The organism is Pseudomonas antarctica, from assembly GCF_001647715.1.
GTDB classification, from domain to species: domain Bacteria; phylum Pseudomonadota; class Gammaproteobacteria; order Pseudomonadales; family Pseudomonadaceae; genus Aquipseudomonas; species Aquipseudomonas antarctica_A.
Genome location: NZ_CP015600.1, coordinates 843,671 through 858,990 on the forward strand (window position 1 = coordinate 843,671; position 15,320 = coordinate 858,990).

Below are 15,320 nucleotides of genomic sequence, written 5' to 3' on the forward strand. Positions count from 1 at the left end.
TAGTTGCAAACAGCGGATAACGACTTCATGGCGTGAACATTACAATTCTGGAAACTCACGGCCACCTAACAAATAAGTAATGGTTTGGTGAACATTCCGTCAGGGTTACTTCATTACGCTCGTCACTGAACTTCTTAGACGAGGAACCTGTCATGAACTTTTATAAAATTGGCCTGGGTGTATTTACTGCAATCCTGTCATTGGGTGCATTGGCCGAAGGCGGCGGTGATCGCACCTTTGCCCTGATGATGGAACGCAATGAGAAAGCCATGGCGGCTTACGCCGAAAAAAAGGGGCAGCCGGCACCCGAGGTACAGGCCTACCGCTATGGCATGGCGCTGGACATTGCCAAGGTGGTCAACGTCACGCCGCCGATCCGTTCGTGCAACCCGGTGCCGTCGCGCATGACCTATGAAGACTCCAGCGGCAAGCTCAATACCCTTGAATATCAAGTGATGGGCGTCTGCCGAAATAACGGTGGTTAACAGAGCCAGAAAAACAGTTGGGCGAGGGGCTAAAAAGCGCTTCAGAAAATCCCGGCAGCGCCGATGCAGGTCAGATTCATCTCCTCAAATATCATCGGTGCCTCATGTTCAACACCCGTTTGAAGCAGGAGCTGTCGGCTCTTCGTGAAGAGTTGTCGAGCTTGCAACAGGTCAAGGAGAGCCTGGAAAGTGAAATGCTGTGCCTGACGCTGGACGCTGAAGGCCGGGTGGAGTGGGCAAATGCCAACTTCCTGCAGGAACTGGCGTACCAGGCCACCAATATCCTGGGGCGCCACATTGATGATCTGGTGCCGGCACACGTGCGTCAGGACGAATTCCAGCTGCGTTTCAAGAATGCCCTGGTGCGCGGCGAACACTTCGCGGGTACCGTGCGGCTGATGCGCGGCAATGGCAAGGAAGCGTGGTTGCGCTCGATCCTGCAACCCGTGCGCAGCTCGGATGGGCGCATCAAGCATTTTTCGATTTACTCAAGCGACCTCACCCGCACCATCGAGGCCTCGCGCGAGCATGAAAACCTTATCACCGCGCTGGTGCGTTCTACGGCGGTCATCGAGTTCGACCTCGGCGGGCATGTGCTGACGGCGAATGACCGGTTCCTCAGCGGCATGGGTTACAGCCTGGCGCAGATTCAGGGCAAACATCACCGGATGTTCTGCGAGCCGCAGGAATACAACAGCGCCGAGTACCAGAACTTCTGGAAGCGTTTGAATGCCGGTGAGTTTGTCGCCGCGCGTTTCAAGCGGGTCGACAGCCATGGCCGCGTGGTCTGGCTGGAAGCCACTTATAACCCGGTGCTGGATGCCAATGATCGCCTGTACAAGGTGGTCAAATTCGCCACGGTAATTACCGACCAGGTCAGCCAGGAACAGGCGGTGGCCGAGGCCGCCAACATTGCCTACAGCACCTCGTTGCAAACCGACAACAGTGCCCAACGAGGCACCACTGTGGTGACGCAGGCGGTGGACGTGATGCGTGATTTGGCCAAGCACATGCAGCAGGCCGGTGATGGCATTGAGGCGCTCAATGCCCAGTCGCAAGTGATCGGCAGCATCGTCAAGACCATCAGCGGCATTGCCGAACAGACCAACCTGCTGGCGCTCAATGCGGCCATCGAAGCGGCGCGCGCGGGTGAGCAGGGCCGTGGTTTTGCAGTGGTTGCCGATGAGGTGCGCCAATTGGCGTCGCGCACCAGCAAGGCCACCGAGGAAATCGTCGGTGTGGTGCGTCAGAACCAGGACATGGCTCGCGATGCGGTGTCCCTGATGACCGAGGGGCGTCTGCAGGCCGAGCAAGGCTTGGCGCTGGCGGCTGAGGCCGGCACGGTGATTGTGGAAATCCAGGACGGTGCGCAAAAAGTGGTGAGCGCAGTCGGGCAGTTCGCCAATCAGCTGTCGAGCTGACCCGTCGGGCTTGTGCTTGAGGTATCGTAGGTTTTTTCTTGCTTGAAGAGCCGACCCTCCATGAGCCCTACTCACTGTCGCCCCGTTCCGCTGTCCAAGGCCTATCGCTTGCTCAATCACGGGCCGACCGTATTGGTGAGCGCAGCCCACGACGGCCGACGCAATATCATGGCCGCTGCCTGGGCCATGCCCCTGGACTTTGAACCGCCGAAAGTCGCGGTGGTGCTGGACAAGGCCACCTGGACCCGGCAATTGCTGGAAGGCGCCGGCACCTTCGTGCTCCAGGTGCCCTGCGTGGCGCAGGCCGATCTGGTGCAGACGGTCGGCAACACCACGGGCGCCGACACGGACAAATTCGCCGCTTACGGTCTGCAAACCTTCCACGGTGAACACACCGACGCGCCGTTGCTGGAGGGCTGCGTGGCGTGGTTGGAATGTCGCCTGTTGCCCGAGCCTCACAACCAGCAGACCTACGATTTATTCCTCGGCGAAGTGCTCGCGGCGTATGCCGACGAACGCGTATTCAGCGAAGGGCACTGGCACTTCGAAGGGCATGACGCGTTGCGCACCTTGCACCATATCGCGGGCGGGAATTTCCTGAGCATCGGCGAGCCGGTTGTCGGGCGCCAGCTGTAAGCCTGGCCTCTCTGCGGCGGCTGCGCACATTGCGCACGGTAGGGCCGATATTGGAAACAACCTGGATCAAGTGTGGGAGGGAGCTTGCGCGCTCCCACATTTTTTATTGCATTTCCCCTCAGCCAGTCAGCGCCCGAGCATCTTCACCCATCGCGACGGTGGCATGCCGTAGGTGCTGCGAAATTGCCGCGTCATATGGCTCTGGTCGGTGAACCCGGCGGTCAGTGCTGCATCGACCAGCGCTTGGCCTTGGGCCAGCAGGCTACGCACCAAGTCCAAACGCCGCATGGTCAGGTAGCGGTAGGGACTGGTGCCGAACAACAACCGAAAATCGCGCGACAATGCCCAGCGGTCACGGCCGCAATGGTCGGCCATCTCATCCAGGGTGATGCTGCGGCCCAAGGCGCTGTGGATAAATTCCCGGGCACGCTCGGCGGCCACGTAATCGAAGGATTTACGGCTGACGATCACGCCCGACGCAGCGCTCAGCGCCTGGGCCAGGTCGTACAGCGCGTCCTGTTCCTGCATCGGGTCAATCGGGCAGTCCAGGCTTTGCAGCAACACCTCGCTGGCGCGGAACAGCCTCGGGTCAGTCGACAGGCCGTTGTGGATAAACGGTAGCGGCCGGCCGCCCAGGATCTGCTGGATCAGCGCCGGCTCCACATAAATCATGCGGTACTTGAAGCCTTCCACACTGCTGGCGCGGCCGTCATGGGTTTCGTCGGGGTGAATCACCATGGTCGTACCGGGCAGGCTGTGGGTCATGCAGCCGCGGTAATGAAAGCTTTGCACGCCAAACAACGTGCGCCCGATGGCGTAGGTGTCATGGCGATGCGGGTCGAACGCGAAGCCGGCAAAGTACGCCTCGATACGATCCAGGCCGCTGGCGTGCGGGGCGCGGTGCAGCCAGTCGAGTGCGGAGGTGGGTTGGCCCATGGTGGTTTGTCACAAATTGAGGTGGAAACACGTTAACCCAGTCTGGCGTGGGTTGTCTGGCGGGGTCTTGAACGATTGTGCGTGCTGGCGGTAGCGCCGGTACAGTGTGTTTTTCAGTTAATACACTGCTATTCGTTAAAAAATGATTGTTTTACGATAATTTATCTATTATTTTTGCGTCCTCCTTCACCCATTGAGGTTGCTTATGAATACCCAACGTCTGGCCCAGCTCAGTCAGCGCATGTCGCTGCTTACCCTTTTGCTGATTGTCGTCATGCTGGTGCTCAATACCTGCGTATGGCTGTTCCCGGTACTGAGTTCTTCTGCCGATGGCCTGGGGTTTGGCTTTGCCTTGAGTGACCGCCTGATCCAGGCACGCAGCGCGCAAGTAGCGCTGCTGCCCTGGTGGCAAATCCTGGGCGCTATTGTGCTTTCCAGCATTCCGTTGCTGGCCCTTGGCGGGGGCTTGAACCATCTTCGTCTATTGTTCCAGAACTACGCCCGTGGCGAGTATTTCTCCCGTGCGGCGGCGCAGCATTTGGGCAAGGTGGGGCGGGCGGTTGCGGTGTGGGTGCTGCTGGACTTTTTATGCGAGCCGTTGCTCAGTGTCTGGGTCACGATGAATGAGCCGGTCGGCCAGCGGTTTATCACGTTAAGTGTCACCGCGCCAAGCTTCGTCGCCTTGTTTCTCGCTGCCTGTATCGCGGTAATCGCGCGTATCCTGTGGCAGGCCAGTGAAGTGGATTCTGAAAACCGCACTTTTGTTTGAGATTGACATGCCCATTGTGATTGAACTGGACGTTATGCTTGCCCGGCGCAAGGTCAAATCCAAAGACCTGGCAGCCGCTATCGGGATTACCGAACAGAACCTGTCGTTGCTCAAACAAGGCAAGGTCAAGGGCATACGGCTGGGTACGCTGGATGCAATCTGCGCCTATCTGGACTGTCAGCCCGGCGACCTGTTGGTGCACACACCGGAGCCGGCGGCCGAACAGGCTTAACCACTTGCCAAGAGGGATCGTCCAATGCAGTTCTTCGACTTGCCGTATGCCGCGCCGTTATTGGCGCTGGGGCTGCTTTGGACGGTCGCGGTGGTGACGCCGGGGCCCAACTTTTTCAACACCGCCCAACTGGCGGCAAGTTGCTCGCGTCGGCATGGCGTGGTGGCGTCGGCCGGGGTGGCGACGGGGACGGTGATATGGGGGCTGGCGGGCGGCTTGGGCATCAAGTCGCTGTTCACCGCCGCGCCCATGCTCTATCTGGCGTTCAAGCTCATCGGCGGCTGCTACCTGATTTACCTGGGGCTGAAACTGTTCAAGCGTTCGGCGCCCTCGATGAGCCAGACGCTATTGCCTGCCGAACCCCGGCGCTCGCTGTTTTCCGCCTGGCGCTTCGGCTTGCTGGGCAACTTGTCCAACCCCAAGGCCGCGTTGTTCGTCACCACCGCCTTCGCCTCGACTATGCCGCCTTCACCGTCCCCCACATTGTTGGCCCTGGCGGTAATCACCATGGCCACGTTGTCATTCAGCTGGTACACAAGCGTGGCCCTGGTGTTTTCCAGTGAACGGATGGCCAACGTCTATGGCCGTTCGCGCAAGTGGCTCGACCGGTTTGCCGGTGGTTGCTATGTGCTGTTCGGCGCACATCTGGTAGCGAATCGCTGACGGCTCATGGTAAGAAGCCTTACTTTCAACAGTGAGGCCGAGTCATGAGCAAGGTGCGGGTAGGTATTATTTTTGGTGGCCGTTCGGCCGAGCACGAGGTCTCGCTGCAATCGGCGCGCAATATCGTCGATGCACTGGACCGCTCGCGTTTCGAACCCATCCTGATCGGCATCGACAAGGCCGGCCACTGGCACCTCAACGACACCTCAAACTTCCTGATCAACCAGGAAAACCCGGCCTTGATCGCCCTGAACCAATCCAATCGTGAACTGGCGGTGGTGCCAGGCAAGGCCAGTCAGCAAGTGGTGGAAACGTCCGGTCAGGGTTTGCTGGAACACATCGACGTGATCTTCCCCATCGTCCACGGCACCCTTGGCGAAGACGGCTGCCTGCAAGGCCTGCTGCGCATGGCCGACCTGCCGTTTGTGGGCTCCGACGTGCTCGGTTCGGCGGTGTGCATGGACAAGGACATCAGCAAGCGCCTGCTGCGCGATGCCGGCATTGCCGTCACCCCGTTCATCACCCTGACCCGTCGCAACGCGGCGCGCACGTCCTTTGATACGGCCGTGAGCACCCTCGGCTTGCCGATGTTCGTCAAACCCGCCAACCAGGGTTCCTCGGTGGGTGTGAGTAAAGTCGGCAACGAAGCTGAGTACCACGCCGCCGTCGAACTGGCCCTGGGTTTTGATGAAAAAGTGCTGGTGGAGTCCGCCGTCCAGGGTCGCGAAATCGAATGCGCCGTGCTGGGCAATGACAGCCCTGTCGCCAGCGGCTGCGGCGAGATCGTGGTGAGCAACGGGTTTTATTCCTACGACAGCAAATACATCGACGGCCAGGCCGCCCAAGTGGTGGTGCCGGCCGATATCAGCCCTGAAGCCAGCGAGCGCATTCGCCACCTGGCCATCGAAGCGTTTGAGGTATTGGGCTGCGCCGGGTTGGCGCGGGTCGATGTGTTTCTCACTGGCGACGGTGAAGTGCTGATCAACGAAATCAACTCGCTGCCCGGCTTCACCCGCATCAGCATGTACCCCAAGCTGTGGCAGGCGGCGGGGATGAGTTACAGCGACTTGGTGAGCCGGTTGATTGAGCTGGCGCTGGAGCGGCACGCGGGGCGTAAGGGCTTGAAGATCAGCCGCTGAGTGTTCAAGGCCTGACGCGGTCCCGTGTGGCGAGCGGGCTTGCCTCGCCACAAGAGTCGCGTGTTCTTCAGGGGCTACGAACGATCCACGAATAGATCAAGGTCTTCGCCTCTTGCGGGTGATGAGTTCTTCGGCGGTAGCTGGCGAAGGTGGGGGATGTGCAATAAGTGCACACCTCACTGACGTCGATCTGTTCACGCTGCACCCCCGCCGCGTGCAACAGCATCACCCCATAGCCGCTCAAGTCAAACCAGGCACTTCCCGCTTGCCTCGCGTAGGGCGGTGCAATCTCCGGTGCCAGCAACGGCGCCGGTTGCTCGAAGCGCCACGGTGCCTGACCGGCATGCCACAAGTGACCCTGCTCCGCCTGAAACTGCGCAATAAATCCCTCGCTCACTTCATAGCAGCACGGTTTGATCGATGGCCCGATAGCCACCTGCAACTGGTCCACCGCAATCCCTTGAGCGGCAAATTGCTGCACGGCGTTGGCGATGATCCCGCCCTGCAACCCCTTCCAGCCGCCATGCACCGCCGCCACCATGGCAGCGCTTTTTGCAGTGATCAGAATGGGCAGGCAATCAGCGGTAATCACTGCGATCGGCTGATGCTCGCGTGTGAACACGCCATCCGCCTCGATCGTATTGGCCACCTGATCCGCCTGCCATTCAATCACCGACGCACTGTGTACCTGCTTGCAGATGAACACGTCATCCGGGCGCAGTGGATCATTGATCGAACAAAAGCCGTGTTCGACGCCGGGGATGGCGTCGAGATTATCTGCCTGCTGCACCGCGCGCGCTCCCTTGGATAAATACTCAGTCGCCGACCGCTTCGCCTTCACGCCGAGGGTCTGCCCCGCCGCTCAGCGACACCTTGCCGTGGGCATCCCGCGTGAGAACGATGGCCTGGATGCCGCTGGTCATATCGATCTCGCTCAGCGCATGGCCCTTGTCCTTGAGTGCCTGTTTCAACGCCGGGCTGAACAGACCTTGCTCCAGTTCTGTCGCGCCGTTGCGGCTGCCGAAGTTGGGCAGGCTGATGGCGGCTTGCGGGTCGAGGTTCCAGTCGAGCATCGCCACCAGGGATTTGCTCACGTACTCGATGATCTGCGAACCACCCGGTGAGCCCACCGTGGCCAGCAACTCGCCGCTCTTGCGGTCGAACACCAGCGTTGGCGCCATGGCCGAGCGTGGGCGCTTGCCGGGCTCGACGCGGTTGGCCACCGGTTGGCCGTTTTCTTCGGGGATGAACGAGAAGTCGGTCATCTGGTTGTTCAGCAAAAAGCCCTGGACCATCACATGGGAGCCGAACGCCGCTTCTACCGTGGTGGTCATCGACACGGCGCCGCCCTGGTCATCCACCGCGACCACTTGCGAAGTGGAGATGCGCAGTGGCGAGCGGTCCGGCGCGTACGCCACCTGGATGCCCGCAGGCTGGCCCGGTGTGGCGATGCCCATGCTGCGTGCGCCGATCAGCGCGGCGCGTTTGGCCAGGTAGTCGGGAGCGACTAGGCCGGCGACCGGCACCGGTACGAAGTCGGCGTCGGCCACGTACAGCCCACGGTCGGCGAAGGCCAGGCGGCCGGCCTCGGCGATCAGGTGCACGGCTTCGGGCGTGGGCTCAAGGCCGGCAGGCGAGGCACTCTTGACCGGTTTCATCGGTGCGATGGCCAGGCGCGGGTCGCGGGCTTCCACGGCCTGCAACGTGCCGAGGATCTGCGCCACCGCAATTCCGCCTGACGACGGCGGTGGCATGCCGCACACCTGGTATTGCTTGTAGTCGGTGCACAGCGGCGTGCGTTCCTTGGCGATGTAAGCCTTGAGGTCCGCTTGCGACAGGCTGCCCGCATTGCGGTTGCCCTGAACCTTGCGCGCGATCTCGTCGGCAATCGGCCCGTGGTACAGCGCGTCCGGTCCTTCTTTGGCGATGCGTTTGAACACGGCGGCCAGCGCCGGGTTCTTCAGCAGCGTGCCGGTGGCTTTGGGCGTGCCATCGGCATTCAGAAAATAGGCCGCCATGTCGGGTGATTGCGGGATGAAACGGTCGGCGGCGATCAACGCGTGCAAGCGTGGAGAAATCGCGAAGCCGTGCTCCGACAGACGAATCGCGGGTTCAAACAGCTTGGCCCATTGCAAGTGCCCGGTCTTCTTGTGTGCCATCTCCAGGGCACGCAAGACCCCGGGTGTACCGACCGAGCGCCCGCCAATCTGCGCATCGGGAAACGCCATCGGCGTGCCGTCGGCCTTCAGGAACAAGCGCTCAGTTGCACCGGCCGGTGCCGTTTCGCGGCCGTCATACGCGTGCACGGTTTTCCCGTCCCAGAGCATGATGAACGCGCCGCCGCCGATGCCGGATGACTGCGGTTCCACCAGGGTCAACACAGCCTGCATCGCAATCGCCGCGTCAATCGCCGACCCGCCCTGGCGCAACATCTCGCGCCCGGCTTCGGCCGCCAGTGGGTTGGCGGCGGCGGCCATATGGCGCTCGGCGTGGCGGGTGGTGAGGTCGGTGCGATAACCCGAACCCAATTCCGGTGCCGGCGGCTGTTCATTGACAGGGGTGTGACAGCCAGCCAGGGTGAGGGCTGCGGCAATCATCGACAGTTGACGGCGGGAAATCGAAAACACGCGTTGAACTCCGTTCATTTTGAGAATGATCTGTTGTCCTTGGGAAAGTGCTTTTTACAGGTAAATCGTGCCTTGCAGGTAGAGCGCTGCGTGGCCGGAGATAATCACCCGGTCGCCTTTGAGCTCACAACGCAGTTGCCCACGGCGGTTGCCACCCTGTTCGGCGGTCAATCGCGACTGGCCCAAACGCTCGCTCCAGAACGGTGCCAACGAGGTGTGGGCAGACCCGGTCACCGGGTCTTCGTTGACACCCACGTTGGGGCCAAACCAGCGGGAAATGAAATCAAAGCGCGTGCTTTTGGCCGTTACCGCAATCCCCCGTTTGGGCAGGCCCTTGAGGCGTGCGAAGTCCGGCGTCAGGGCGGCGACCTGGGCTTCGTCGTCGACCAGAACGATGTAGTCATCGGTGGCAAATGCCTCAGCGTGCTCGAGCCCCAATGCGCTCAACATGCCGGCTGGTGGTTCGCAGCGCTGGGGTTGTTTGGCCGGGAAGTCCATTGCCAACTCATCGCCATTGCGCGTCACGCGAAGCTCGCCGCTGCGGGTGGCAAAGCGCAACACTTCAGGTGCGCCCGGCAACTGGTGAATCAACACCCACGCTGCTGCCAGCGTGGCATGGCCGCACAGGTCGACTTCAACTTCCGGTGTAAACCAGCGCAACTCATAGACCTCGCCACGCGGCACGAAAAACGCTGTTTCCGAGAGGTTGTTCTCCGCGGCGATGTTGTGCAATTGCTCGGTGGGCAGCCACTCGGTGAGCGGGCAGACGGCCGCCGGGTTACCGCCAAAGGCCTGTTGGCTGAAAGCATCGACTTGGTAGATGTCCAATTTCATCGCAGGCGCTCCATGTGAGGGGAGGCTGGACACTAGCAGTGGGGTCGCGGGAGCGTCAAAGTACAGATGGCGCCTTTTTTTGAGCGCATGAGTCTGAGCTGCGCAGCGACGAGCCGCGCTCAACCCAGGCGCAACACCATCGCCCCGGCGGCAATGATGCACGCGGCAACGATGCGAACTCGCGTGAGAGGCTCTTTGAGCACCCACGCTGAAATCACCACGCCGAACAGGATCGACGTTTCCCTAAGTGCCGAAACACTGGCGATCGGTGCCTGCGTCATTGCCCACAGGGCCAGGCCGTATGACGCCACAGTGCCTGCGCCCCCAACGATGCCAAGCCGCCAATGACGCGCGACGTAATCACAAAACACGGCACGCCGCGTCACTAACGCCCACGTGGCAAGCGGGATGCCGGTCAGCAGGAAAATCCACAGGGTGTAAGCCGCCGGCGCGCCGGACGTGCGCACGCCCAAACCATCAATCAGGGTGTAACCGGCAATCACACCGGCGTTGATCAGTGCCAGGACCAAGCCTTTTCTATGCCCTGCCGAAGGCGCGGCGGCCATGCTCAAGATGCCGAGTGAGATCACTGCGATCCCAAACCAGGCGAACGTCGACAGCGGTTCAGACAGCGCAAACACACTTACCGTCGCCACCAGCAGCGGCGCGCTGCCGCGCATGATCGGATAGGTCTGGCTCATATCGGCAATGCGGTACGTTGAGGCGACCAGCACGAAATACAGCACCTGGAACAGCACCGATACGCCGAGGTACGGCCAGCTCTCTTTCGCCGGCAGCACCAGAAACGGGACGGCCGCCAACGCGATCAACGAGGCGACGGCGGCGATCATGCAGGTGGTCAACAGCGTGTCGACGCCGCCTTTGACCACAGCGTTCCAGGTGGCATGAAGTGCGGCACCCAGCAGGATGATCGCGAAGACGGTGAGGCTCATGTGTCGCGGTTTGCGCTGTTGATCAGCGACGTCAAGACGTGGTCCGCCCACTCGCCGTTAATCTTGAGATAGGCCCGCGCTGCACCCTCGCGCTCGAACCCCAGCCGTTTGAGCAAGCGCGCACTGCGCTCATTCTCCGGCCGGTAGTTGGCCATGATGCGATGAAGCTTCATCTCGTCGAACACATAGGCAATCGCGGCGTTCAGTGCTTCGTGCATCAACCCCTGGCCCTGAGCCGACTCGTCGAGTGCATAACCCAGATGGCACGCTTCGAATGCGCCACGCACGATGGTGGTGAAGTTACAGCTGCCGATGATGTGCCCCTCGCGCAGTATCAGCAGGTGCAAGGCTTCGCCGCTGGCGGTTTTCTCGGTCATGGTTGCCAGGCGTTGGCTGATCGCAGCCAGTTCGAAATACTCGTCGTCGCGCGAGGGTTCCCAGGGTTGGAGGAACGCGCGGTTGGCCACAAGGTGCGCGCGCAGGGTGCCCGCGTGGGAGGGGTGGGCCGCTTGCAGCAACAGCCGTTCGGTGCTGATGCCGCGGGTGGGGAATTGAGGGTTCACGTATCGCCTCCTTGGGGTTGGGGCGAGTATGCCTCAGGGCTTTTCTGGAGGCATAAAAAAACGGCCTACCTTTCGGTAAGCCGTTTTTAGTACTTGGTGGTACACAGTCAATTGAACTGGGTGTGTAAGTTGCTGATATTAAAGGGTTTGATCGTATGTAAAAAATCAAGGGATACACACAGGGATACACGGTGCTACCTGCTGTCCCTGATTGATCACAATTTAATCACCCCCTTTTTTGTGGTTGAGTTGATCGTGTAAGCGCGATTTCGACCCACTCAATCTGTCAGTACATCCCCCTTATCTTGATCACTCCCCCCACGCAAGCAGTCCGCCTCAAGCAGCCATAACGCACTGCATCGGCTCCGTGGTCTGGCCCTGTGCTGTCCACGTCCTCAACCCGCTTCTGATCCCTGGCAAGCGTTGGCAGAGTCTCCCACAGGTACGAACAATGCCTGCTGATGTACAGACCTGGCTTATCCGGCTTACCCGCATCGGCGAGCAATCGGCGCATGATGTTCCACCCGGTAATGCGGTCGGCCTTCTTGGCTGCTGTGAAGCTCACACCGGCACGGCTGAACTCATCTGCAATAGATCCTGCAGCGTGACCGCCCTTTGCAAATATCGCGTCATCAGCGACACCCCACGGCTTCACATCCCAGTGCTTGCACATCTTCACGATTTCTTCCGCCAGCACGGGCACTGTCCAGTTCAACCCAGCGTTCGGGCTATCCCGTTTGCACGTCACCAACTCATCCACCAGCACCAGGCTACCGCGAGCGTAATACTTGCCATCAGGGCCAAGGCCACCAGGTGCCTCTGCAACGATGTAGGTTGCCGAGGGCGCGCTCGATCCGAAGTCGTGAGCGAGCCAGGTTGACCAGTCATCAGGGATCTCATTCCAGGGGTCAACGGCATTACGCTGCTCATCGAGCACCGACGCGAAGTAGGCACCGCGGTTAACTGCCCAGTCACCTGTCTTCCACGCACGCAACAACTCAGGGTCATCCGGGCACGCCGATTCAAGTTGGTCGCTGTACTGGTCTGTGTCGATGAAGTGGTTAGATTCGTAGGTCGAGGGCGCATAGACCCACTGCCGTTTGCTCTTGGGTTCCAAGAACGGTTTCCACGGCGCGGTGGTGAACACGTAACGCTTGGCCAACCAGTAATGACCAGGCCCACCAGGGTTTGCGGCAACGATCATCCTGATAGGCATATCCCTCGGCCCGCGCAGGTTGGAACGCATCAAATCCAACAGCTCAGGGGTTGGGTACTGGCCAGCCTCATCGACAATCAGAAGCGTGAACGATCGGCCCTGGTACTTCGTGTAATCGGCTTGTGTTTCGAGCTGGCCAAGCTCCAGGTATCCGCCATTCGGAAAGCGCCAAACGTGCTCGGCAGAGTTGTAGCGCGCGGCAGATCCGTAGACCATCCCGAACACTTCCCGGCAGATCAACTCAAAGTCGGCCAGGCCCTTGTAAGTGCGGCGCAGGTACAGAACTCGTGCCTTCTCGCCGTACTGCTCGACATGACGAAGGCACACCAGGGCGAGGCCGTAGGACTTGCCACCACCACGACCGCCACCCATGAAAACGTCCAGTTCCTCAGGCGTAGCCATCAGGCGTTGTTGGAAGTTGTTTAATTCAATCATCGTGAGTCTCCTTGCGCGGGGTCACATCCTTTGTGAAGTCCTCCAGGCGCATTGCACCGGGCAACTGGAAGTTGATCGACACTCGGTTGGCTTGGTCGCCCTGGTCGCCTTCGCGATACCCGTGGCGGGCTTTGAGCAGGAATATCGCGGCGGTGACGTTGCCACCATCCACTGCGGCTTTGTACAGGGCGTTGTGTAGCGCTTTGTGCTCGCGTTCGCGCCCTTGGTCGATGGCCTGTTGCAGTTCTGGGTACTGATCGAGCCACACATTCAGCAGCTCGACGGTGGTGCCCAATCCATAGGCCAACCCTTTTTTGTTCACGCCATCAGCGGCCATTGCCAGCAGCTTTTCGGCTGCATCAGCCGGCGGCTTCTTGCGCGATCCGGTTGCCGGGTTTCTGTTCTTCTGGGTCATAAACAACAAGGGGGCATCACTGCCCCCAAGCTCCATTACTTCGTGACCAGGAAGGCCAGTTGAACTGCTTTGCGCTCGAGGATTCGCTGCCAGTGCAGAGGGTCTGCCAGCTCTGCGATGGTCGGGCTTTCGCCTTCCACCTCACCCTCCAGCCAGGAGAACCCGCTCGGGTGCATTGCGATGTTCACCCGGCTGTGCAGGATCTGCTGACCAGCACCACGGCCGGCACTCGGCAAGTTCTCGATCTCGGTGCCCTGTGCATAATTCGGTGCCGTTAACGCGTAGCCAAATGCCCCCATACCGAACAAGACAGACGTGTAGTTGCCATCGACCACAGGCAAGCCGTCATCAACAACAATGCCCAGGCCCCGGAAGGTCTGGATGCTGCCGCCCTTGCTATCGGGGATGGTTTCGATCATGTCGTTCTTGAGCGCATCGCGGTATTTGTCGCTGTGCATACCGATGGCCACGACGGCGTTGAGCTGGTCGCCCAGGGTGCCGGCTGCGTCGATAACCGCGTTGGCGCTGAACTTGGCAGCGTTGCCTGTGCCACCCGAAATATTGACGACCATATCGCTGCCGTCGTTGGCGACGTTGGCAGCCTTGATCCCGTTCAGCGAAGCAATCAGGCGGCGTTGCATCTGCCGATCCCAGTAGGCCGTCACTCGCGATTGAATGCGGTTGAGTGCATCAGAGCCGGCGATTTCAGACGCCAGATTCATTGCAGACCAGGAGTTGTGGAGGAACGATTTGCGCACAACTTGCTTGCCAGACCCCAGTTTGTGAGGAATGGCGCGGTCGTTCGGATCGTCGTTGGTGATATTGGCTTCTTCGTTGCCCAGGTCACGCCAGAAAGGCACGGTGAAGCTGTGTGCGCCGGCCTTGAGTTGCGCTTGCATCACGGCGTTCGCGGCGATGATTCCGCTCTGATAGAGGCGGGTTTGCTCCATCGTGTTTTGAATGATGTAGTCGGTAAAAACAGCCGGTTCGATAATGTCGGCGAGTTGGGTAGTGCTCATAGGGTATTGCCTCGATTCAATGGATGATTTGAATCGCGGGTCACAGACTTCGCGGGGAGGCCACAGGCCGGTGTTACAGGGGGAGTCGGCCACAGGCCGGAAGGGTAGCGACCCCACAGGGGCCGCTGGACAAATGGTAAACGCTATTTCAGGCCGAAGCTAGCTGGCTTCTCATGCTTAGCAGGCTCGTCGGTTTCCGGGGTTGGAGGCACGGCGCGCCCATGACCGTTGCCGACTGCGCCAGTGCCGGTCGGACGCGGCCAGAAAGCCGGGAATTTCTCACGTACAGACTCGGTCAGCAGTCGAACGTCGTCGACCTCCAGCGGAGACAGATCGCGGCCCTTGCTGTCAGTGAGGATTTTCCCTTCGGCATTGACGAACTGCATTGAGCCGTCTTCGCCGATGGACAAGTTAGCGCCCAGTTCCTGACGCATATACTTCACCATTTCAGGCAACACGCCGGAGTGCTTTGTAATCGCTGACCAGCCGTCGCGGGTTTTGAACTCCAGCAACTCCGCTTTCAGCTTTTCCGTCTCGCCGTTATCACCAACAGCAGATGCTTGAAGTTCACGAAGTTGGATTTTAAGTTGCTTTACTTCGTTCAAAAGTTCGCGGTTCTTTGAGCGCAGACCTTCAAGTTCACCATTTTTTTCATCAATGTCGTCGAGTTTAATGTCAGTCATGATTGTGTTCCTTAACTAAAAAGTTTCTGAATGAATGTTTTTTTCGATGCCGCAGTTAACACGGCGGTTACTTCGATTGTCAGGTGAACCCTTGGCTCGCCTTGGTCGTTGATAACCGGAACGATGTGAAGCAAACCGGTTATTGCTACTTGGGTGCCAATCGGCAACCCCGTAAGTTGCCTTGCTATTGCCTTGCGCTTGACCAGGAGTCGCGCTGAACGGTCTTCCTGATCGTTGCGCACGCTACCCTCCCAGCGGTGCGGTTCTGTTTGCATAACTGGTCGGCTCAGGTGC

The 15,320-nt window shown here is 60.0% G+C and carries 17 protein-coding genes and 2 pseudogenes; 8 read left to right on the plus strand and 11 right to left on the minus strand.

From position 1 onward, the window contains the following. Window positions 1-152 precede the first annotated feature (152 nt). The 4 genes and pseudogenes from A7J50_RS03440 (at window position 153) to A7J50_RS03450 (ending at window position 2,542) form a co-directional block, all read left to right on the plus strand. Window positions 153-485 carry a DUF2790 domain-containing protein gene (locus A7J50_RS03440; RefSeq protein ID WP_064450556.1) on the plus strand — a complete coding sequence of 111 codons (333 nt, stop codon included), beginning with the start codon at window positions 153-155 and terminating at the stop codon, window positions 483-485. A 194-nt stretch (window positions 486-679) separates the two neighbouring features. After that, window positions 680-1,366, plus strand: a pseudogene (locus A7J50_RS32200) (PAS domain-containing protein); the annotation flags it as partial. Between the two features lie 108 nt (window positions 1,367-1,474). Beyond that, window positions 1,475-1,906: pseudogene (locus tag A7J50_RS32205) on the plus strand (methyl-accepting chemotaxis protein); the annotation flags it as partial. A 60-nt stretch (window positions 1,907-1,966) separates the two neighbouring features. Next, entirely contained in the window at window positions 1,967-2,542 is a 576-nt protein-coding gene (locus A7J50_RS03450) for a flavin reductase family protein (RefSeq protein ID WP_064450558.1), read from the plus strand. A gap of 126 nt (window positions 2,543-2,668) precedes the next feature. Here the strand turns inward: A7J50_RS03450 and A7J50_RS03455 are convergent, their stop codons facing one another. Beyond that, window positions 2,669-3,478 carry an AraC family transcriptional regulator gene (locus A7J50_RS03455; RefSeq protein WP_064450559.1) on the minus strand — a complete coding sequence of 270 codons (810 nt, stop codon included), beginning with the start codon at window positions 3,476-3,478 and terminating at the stop codon, window positions 2,669-2,671. 205 nt (window positions 3,479-3,683) lie between these two features. Between A7J50_RS03455 and A7J50_RS03460 the strand changes: the two genes are divergently transcribed. From A7J50_RS03460 to ddlA, 4 genes are read left to right on the plus strand one after another with little or no spacing between them, the layout of a single operon-like run. After that, window positions 3,684-4,247, plus strand: a complete 564-nt coding sequence (locus tag A7J50_RS03460; protein ID WP_064450560.1) for a DUF2975 domain-containing protein — start codon at window positions 3,684-3,686, stop codon at window positions 4,245-4,247. A gap of 7 nt (window positions 4,248-4,254) precedes the next feature. After that, window positions 4,255-4,479: a helix-turn-helix domain-containing protein gene (locus A7J50_RS03465; protein ID WP_064450561.1), complete on the plus strand. Its 225-nt coding sequence runs from the start codon at window positions 4,255-4,257 to the stop codon at window positions 4,477-4,479. Window positions 4,480-4,503: 24 nt separating this feature from the next. Further along, window positions 4,504-5,142, plus strand: a complete 639-nt coding sequence (locus tag A7J50_RS03470; protein ID WP_064450562.1) for a LysE family transporter — start codon at window positions 4,504-4,506, stop codon at window positions 5,140-5,142. Between the two features lie 44 nt (window positions 5,143-5,186). Beyond that, entirely contained in the window at window positions 5,187-6,281 is a 1,095-nt protein-coding gene (gene ddlA, locus A7J50_RS03475) for a D-alanine--D-alanine ligase (protein WP_064450563.1), read from the plus strand. A gap of 67 nt (window positions 6,282-6,348) precedes the next feature. On the opposite strand, the gene pgeF is transcribed toward ddlA, so the two are convergent. The 10 genes from pgeF to A7J50_RS03525 all read right to left on the minus strand — a co-directional run bounded on the left by pgeF (window position 6,349) and on the right by A7J50_RS03525 (window position 15,268). After that, window positions 6,349-7,071 (minus strand): peptidoglycan editing factor PgeF, encoded by a 723-nt coding sequence (gene pgeF / locus A7J50_RS03480; RefSeq protein ID WP_064450564.1) that lies wholly within the window; start codon window positions 7,069-7,071, stop codon window positions 6,349-6,351. A 25-nt stretch (window positions 7,072-7,096) separates the two neighbouring features. Then, window positions 7,097-8,926: a gamma-glutamyltransferase gene (gene ggt, locus A7J50_RS03485; protein ID WP_064450565.1), complete on the minus strand. Its 1,830-nt coding sequence runs from the start codon at window positions 8,924-8,926 to the stop codon at window positions 7,097-7,099. 36 nt (window positions 8,927-8,962) lie between these two features. Then, entirely contained in the window at window positions 8,963-9,742 is a 780-nt protein-coding gene (locus A7J50_RS03490) for a PhzF family phenazine biosynthesis protein (RefSeq protein ID WP_064450566.1), read from the minus strand. A gap of 119 nt (window positions 9,743-9,861) precedes the next feature. Continuing rightward, a complete protein-coding gene (locus A7J50_RS03495; protein ID WP_064450567.1) occupies window positions 9,862-10,695 on the minus strand; it encodes a DMT family transporter in 834 nt (277 codons plus the stop codon). Next, window positions 10,692-11,258: a GNAT family N-acetyltransferase gene (locus tag A7J50_RS03500; protein WP_064450568.1), complete on the minus strand. Its 567-nt coding sequence runs from the start codon at window positions 11,256-11,258 to the stop codon at window positions 10,692-10,694. The genes A7J50_RS03495 and A7J50_RS03500 overlap by 4 nt, the downstream gene beginning before the upstream one ends. A 286-nt stretch (window positions 11,259-11,544) precedes the next feature. Then, window positions 11,545-12,909: a phage terminase large subunit gene (locus A7J50_RS03505; protein WP_082895820.1), complete on the minus strand. Its 1,365-nt coding sequence runs from the start codon at window positions 12,907-12,909 to the stop codon at window positions 11,545-11,547. After that, window positions 12,902-13,324, minus strand: coding sequence for a hypothetical protein (locus A7J50_RS03510; protein WP_064450569.1), 423 nt, complete (start codon window positions 13,322-13,324; stop codon window positions 12,902-12,904). Before A7J50_RS03510 ends, A7J50_RS03505 begins: the two co-directional genes overlap by 8 nt. A gap of 35 nt (window positions 13,325-13,359) precedes the next feature. After that, entirely contained in the window at window positions 13,360-14,343 is a 984-nt protein-coding gene (locus tag A7J50_RS03515; RefSeq protein ID WP_064450570.1) for a major capsid protein, read from the minus strand. A gap of 143 nt (window positions 14,344-14,486) precedes the next feature. Beyond that, the gene (locus A7J50_RS03520; protein ID WP_064450571.1) at window positions 14,487-15,026 is read right to left on the minus strand and encodes a hypothetical protein; all 540 of its coding nucleotides are present in this window, start codon (window positions 15,024-15,026) and stop codon (window positions 14,487-14,489) included. 11 nt (window positions 15,027-15,037) lie between these two features. Further along, window positions 15,038-15,268 carry a hypothetical protein gene (locus tag A7J50_RS03525; RefSeq protein ID WP_156526248.1) on the minus strand — a complete coding sequence of 77 codons (231 nt, stop codon included), beginning with the start codon at window positions 15,266-15,268 and terminating at the stop codon, window positions 15,038-15,040. Window positions 15,269-15,320: the final 52 nt, after the last annotated feature.

Coding starts and splice junctions, on each gene's coding strand:
- A7J50_RS03440 (WP_064450556.1), top strand. CDS start 153: ATGAACTTTTATAAAATTGGCCTGGGTGTATTTACTGCAATCCTGTCA.
- A7J50_RS03450 (WP_064450558.1), top strand. CDS start 1,967: ATGAGCCCTACTCACTGTCGCCCCGTTCCGCTGTCCAAGGCCTATCGC.
- A7J50_RS03455 (WP_064450559.1), bottom strand. CDS start 3,478: ATGGGCCAACCCACCTCCGCACTCGACTGGCTGCACCGCGCCCCGCAC.
- A7J50_RS03460 (WP_064450560.1), top strand. CDS start 3,684: ATGAATACCCAACGTCTGGCCCAGCTCAGTCAGCGCATGTCGCTGCTT.
- A7J50_RS03465 (WP_064450561.1), top strand. CDS start 4,255: ATGCCCATTGTGATTGAACTGGACGTTATGCTTGCCCGGCGCAAGGTC.
- A7J50_RS03470 (WP_064450562.1), top strand. CDS start 4,504: ATGCAGTTCTTCGACTTGCCGTATGCCGCGCCGTTATTGGCGCTGGGG.
- ddlA (WP_064450563.1), top strand. CDS start 5,187: ATGAGCAAGGTGCGGGTAGGTATTATTTTTGGTGGCCGTTCGGCCGAG.
- ggt (WP_064450565.1), bottom strand. CDS start 8,926: ATGAACGGAGTTCAACGCGTGTTTTCGATTTCCCGCCGTCAACTGTCG.
- A7J50_RS03490 (WP_064450566.1), bottom strand. CDS start 9,742: ATGAAATTGGACATCTACCAAGTCGATGCTTTCAGCCAACAGGCCTTT.
- A7J50_RS03495 (WP_064450567.1), bottom strand. CDS start 10,695: ATGAGCCTCACCGTCTTCGCGATCATCCTGCTGGGTGCCGCACTTCAT.
- A7J50_RS03505 (WP_082895820.1), bottom strand. CDS start 12,909: ATGATTGAATTAAACAACTTCCAACAACGCCTGATGGCTACGCCTGAG.
- A7J50_RS03510 (WP_064450569.1), bottom strand. CDS start 13,324: ATGACCCAGAAGAACAGAAACCCGGCAACCGGATCGCGCAAGAAGCCG.
- A7J50_RS03515 (WP_064450570.1), bottom strand. CDS start 14,343: ATGAGCACTACCCAACTCGCCGACATTATCGAACCGGCTGTTTTTACC.
- A7J50_RS03520 (WP_064450571.1), bottom strand. CDS start 15,026: ATGACTGACATTAAACTCGACGACATTGATGAAAAAAATGGTGAACTT.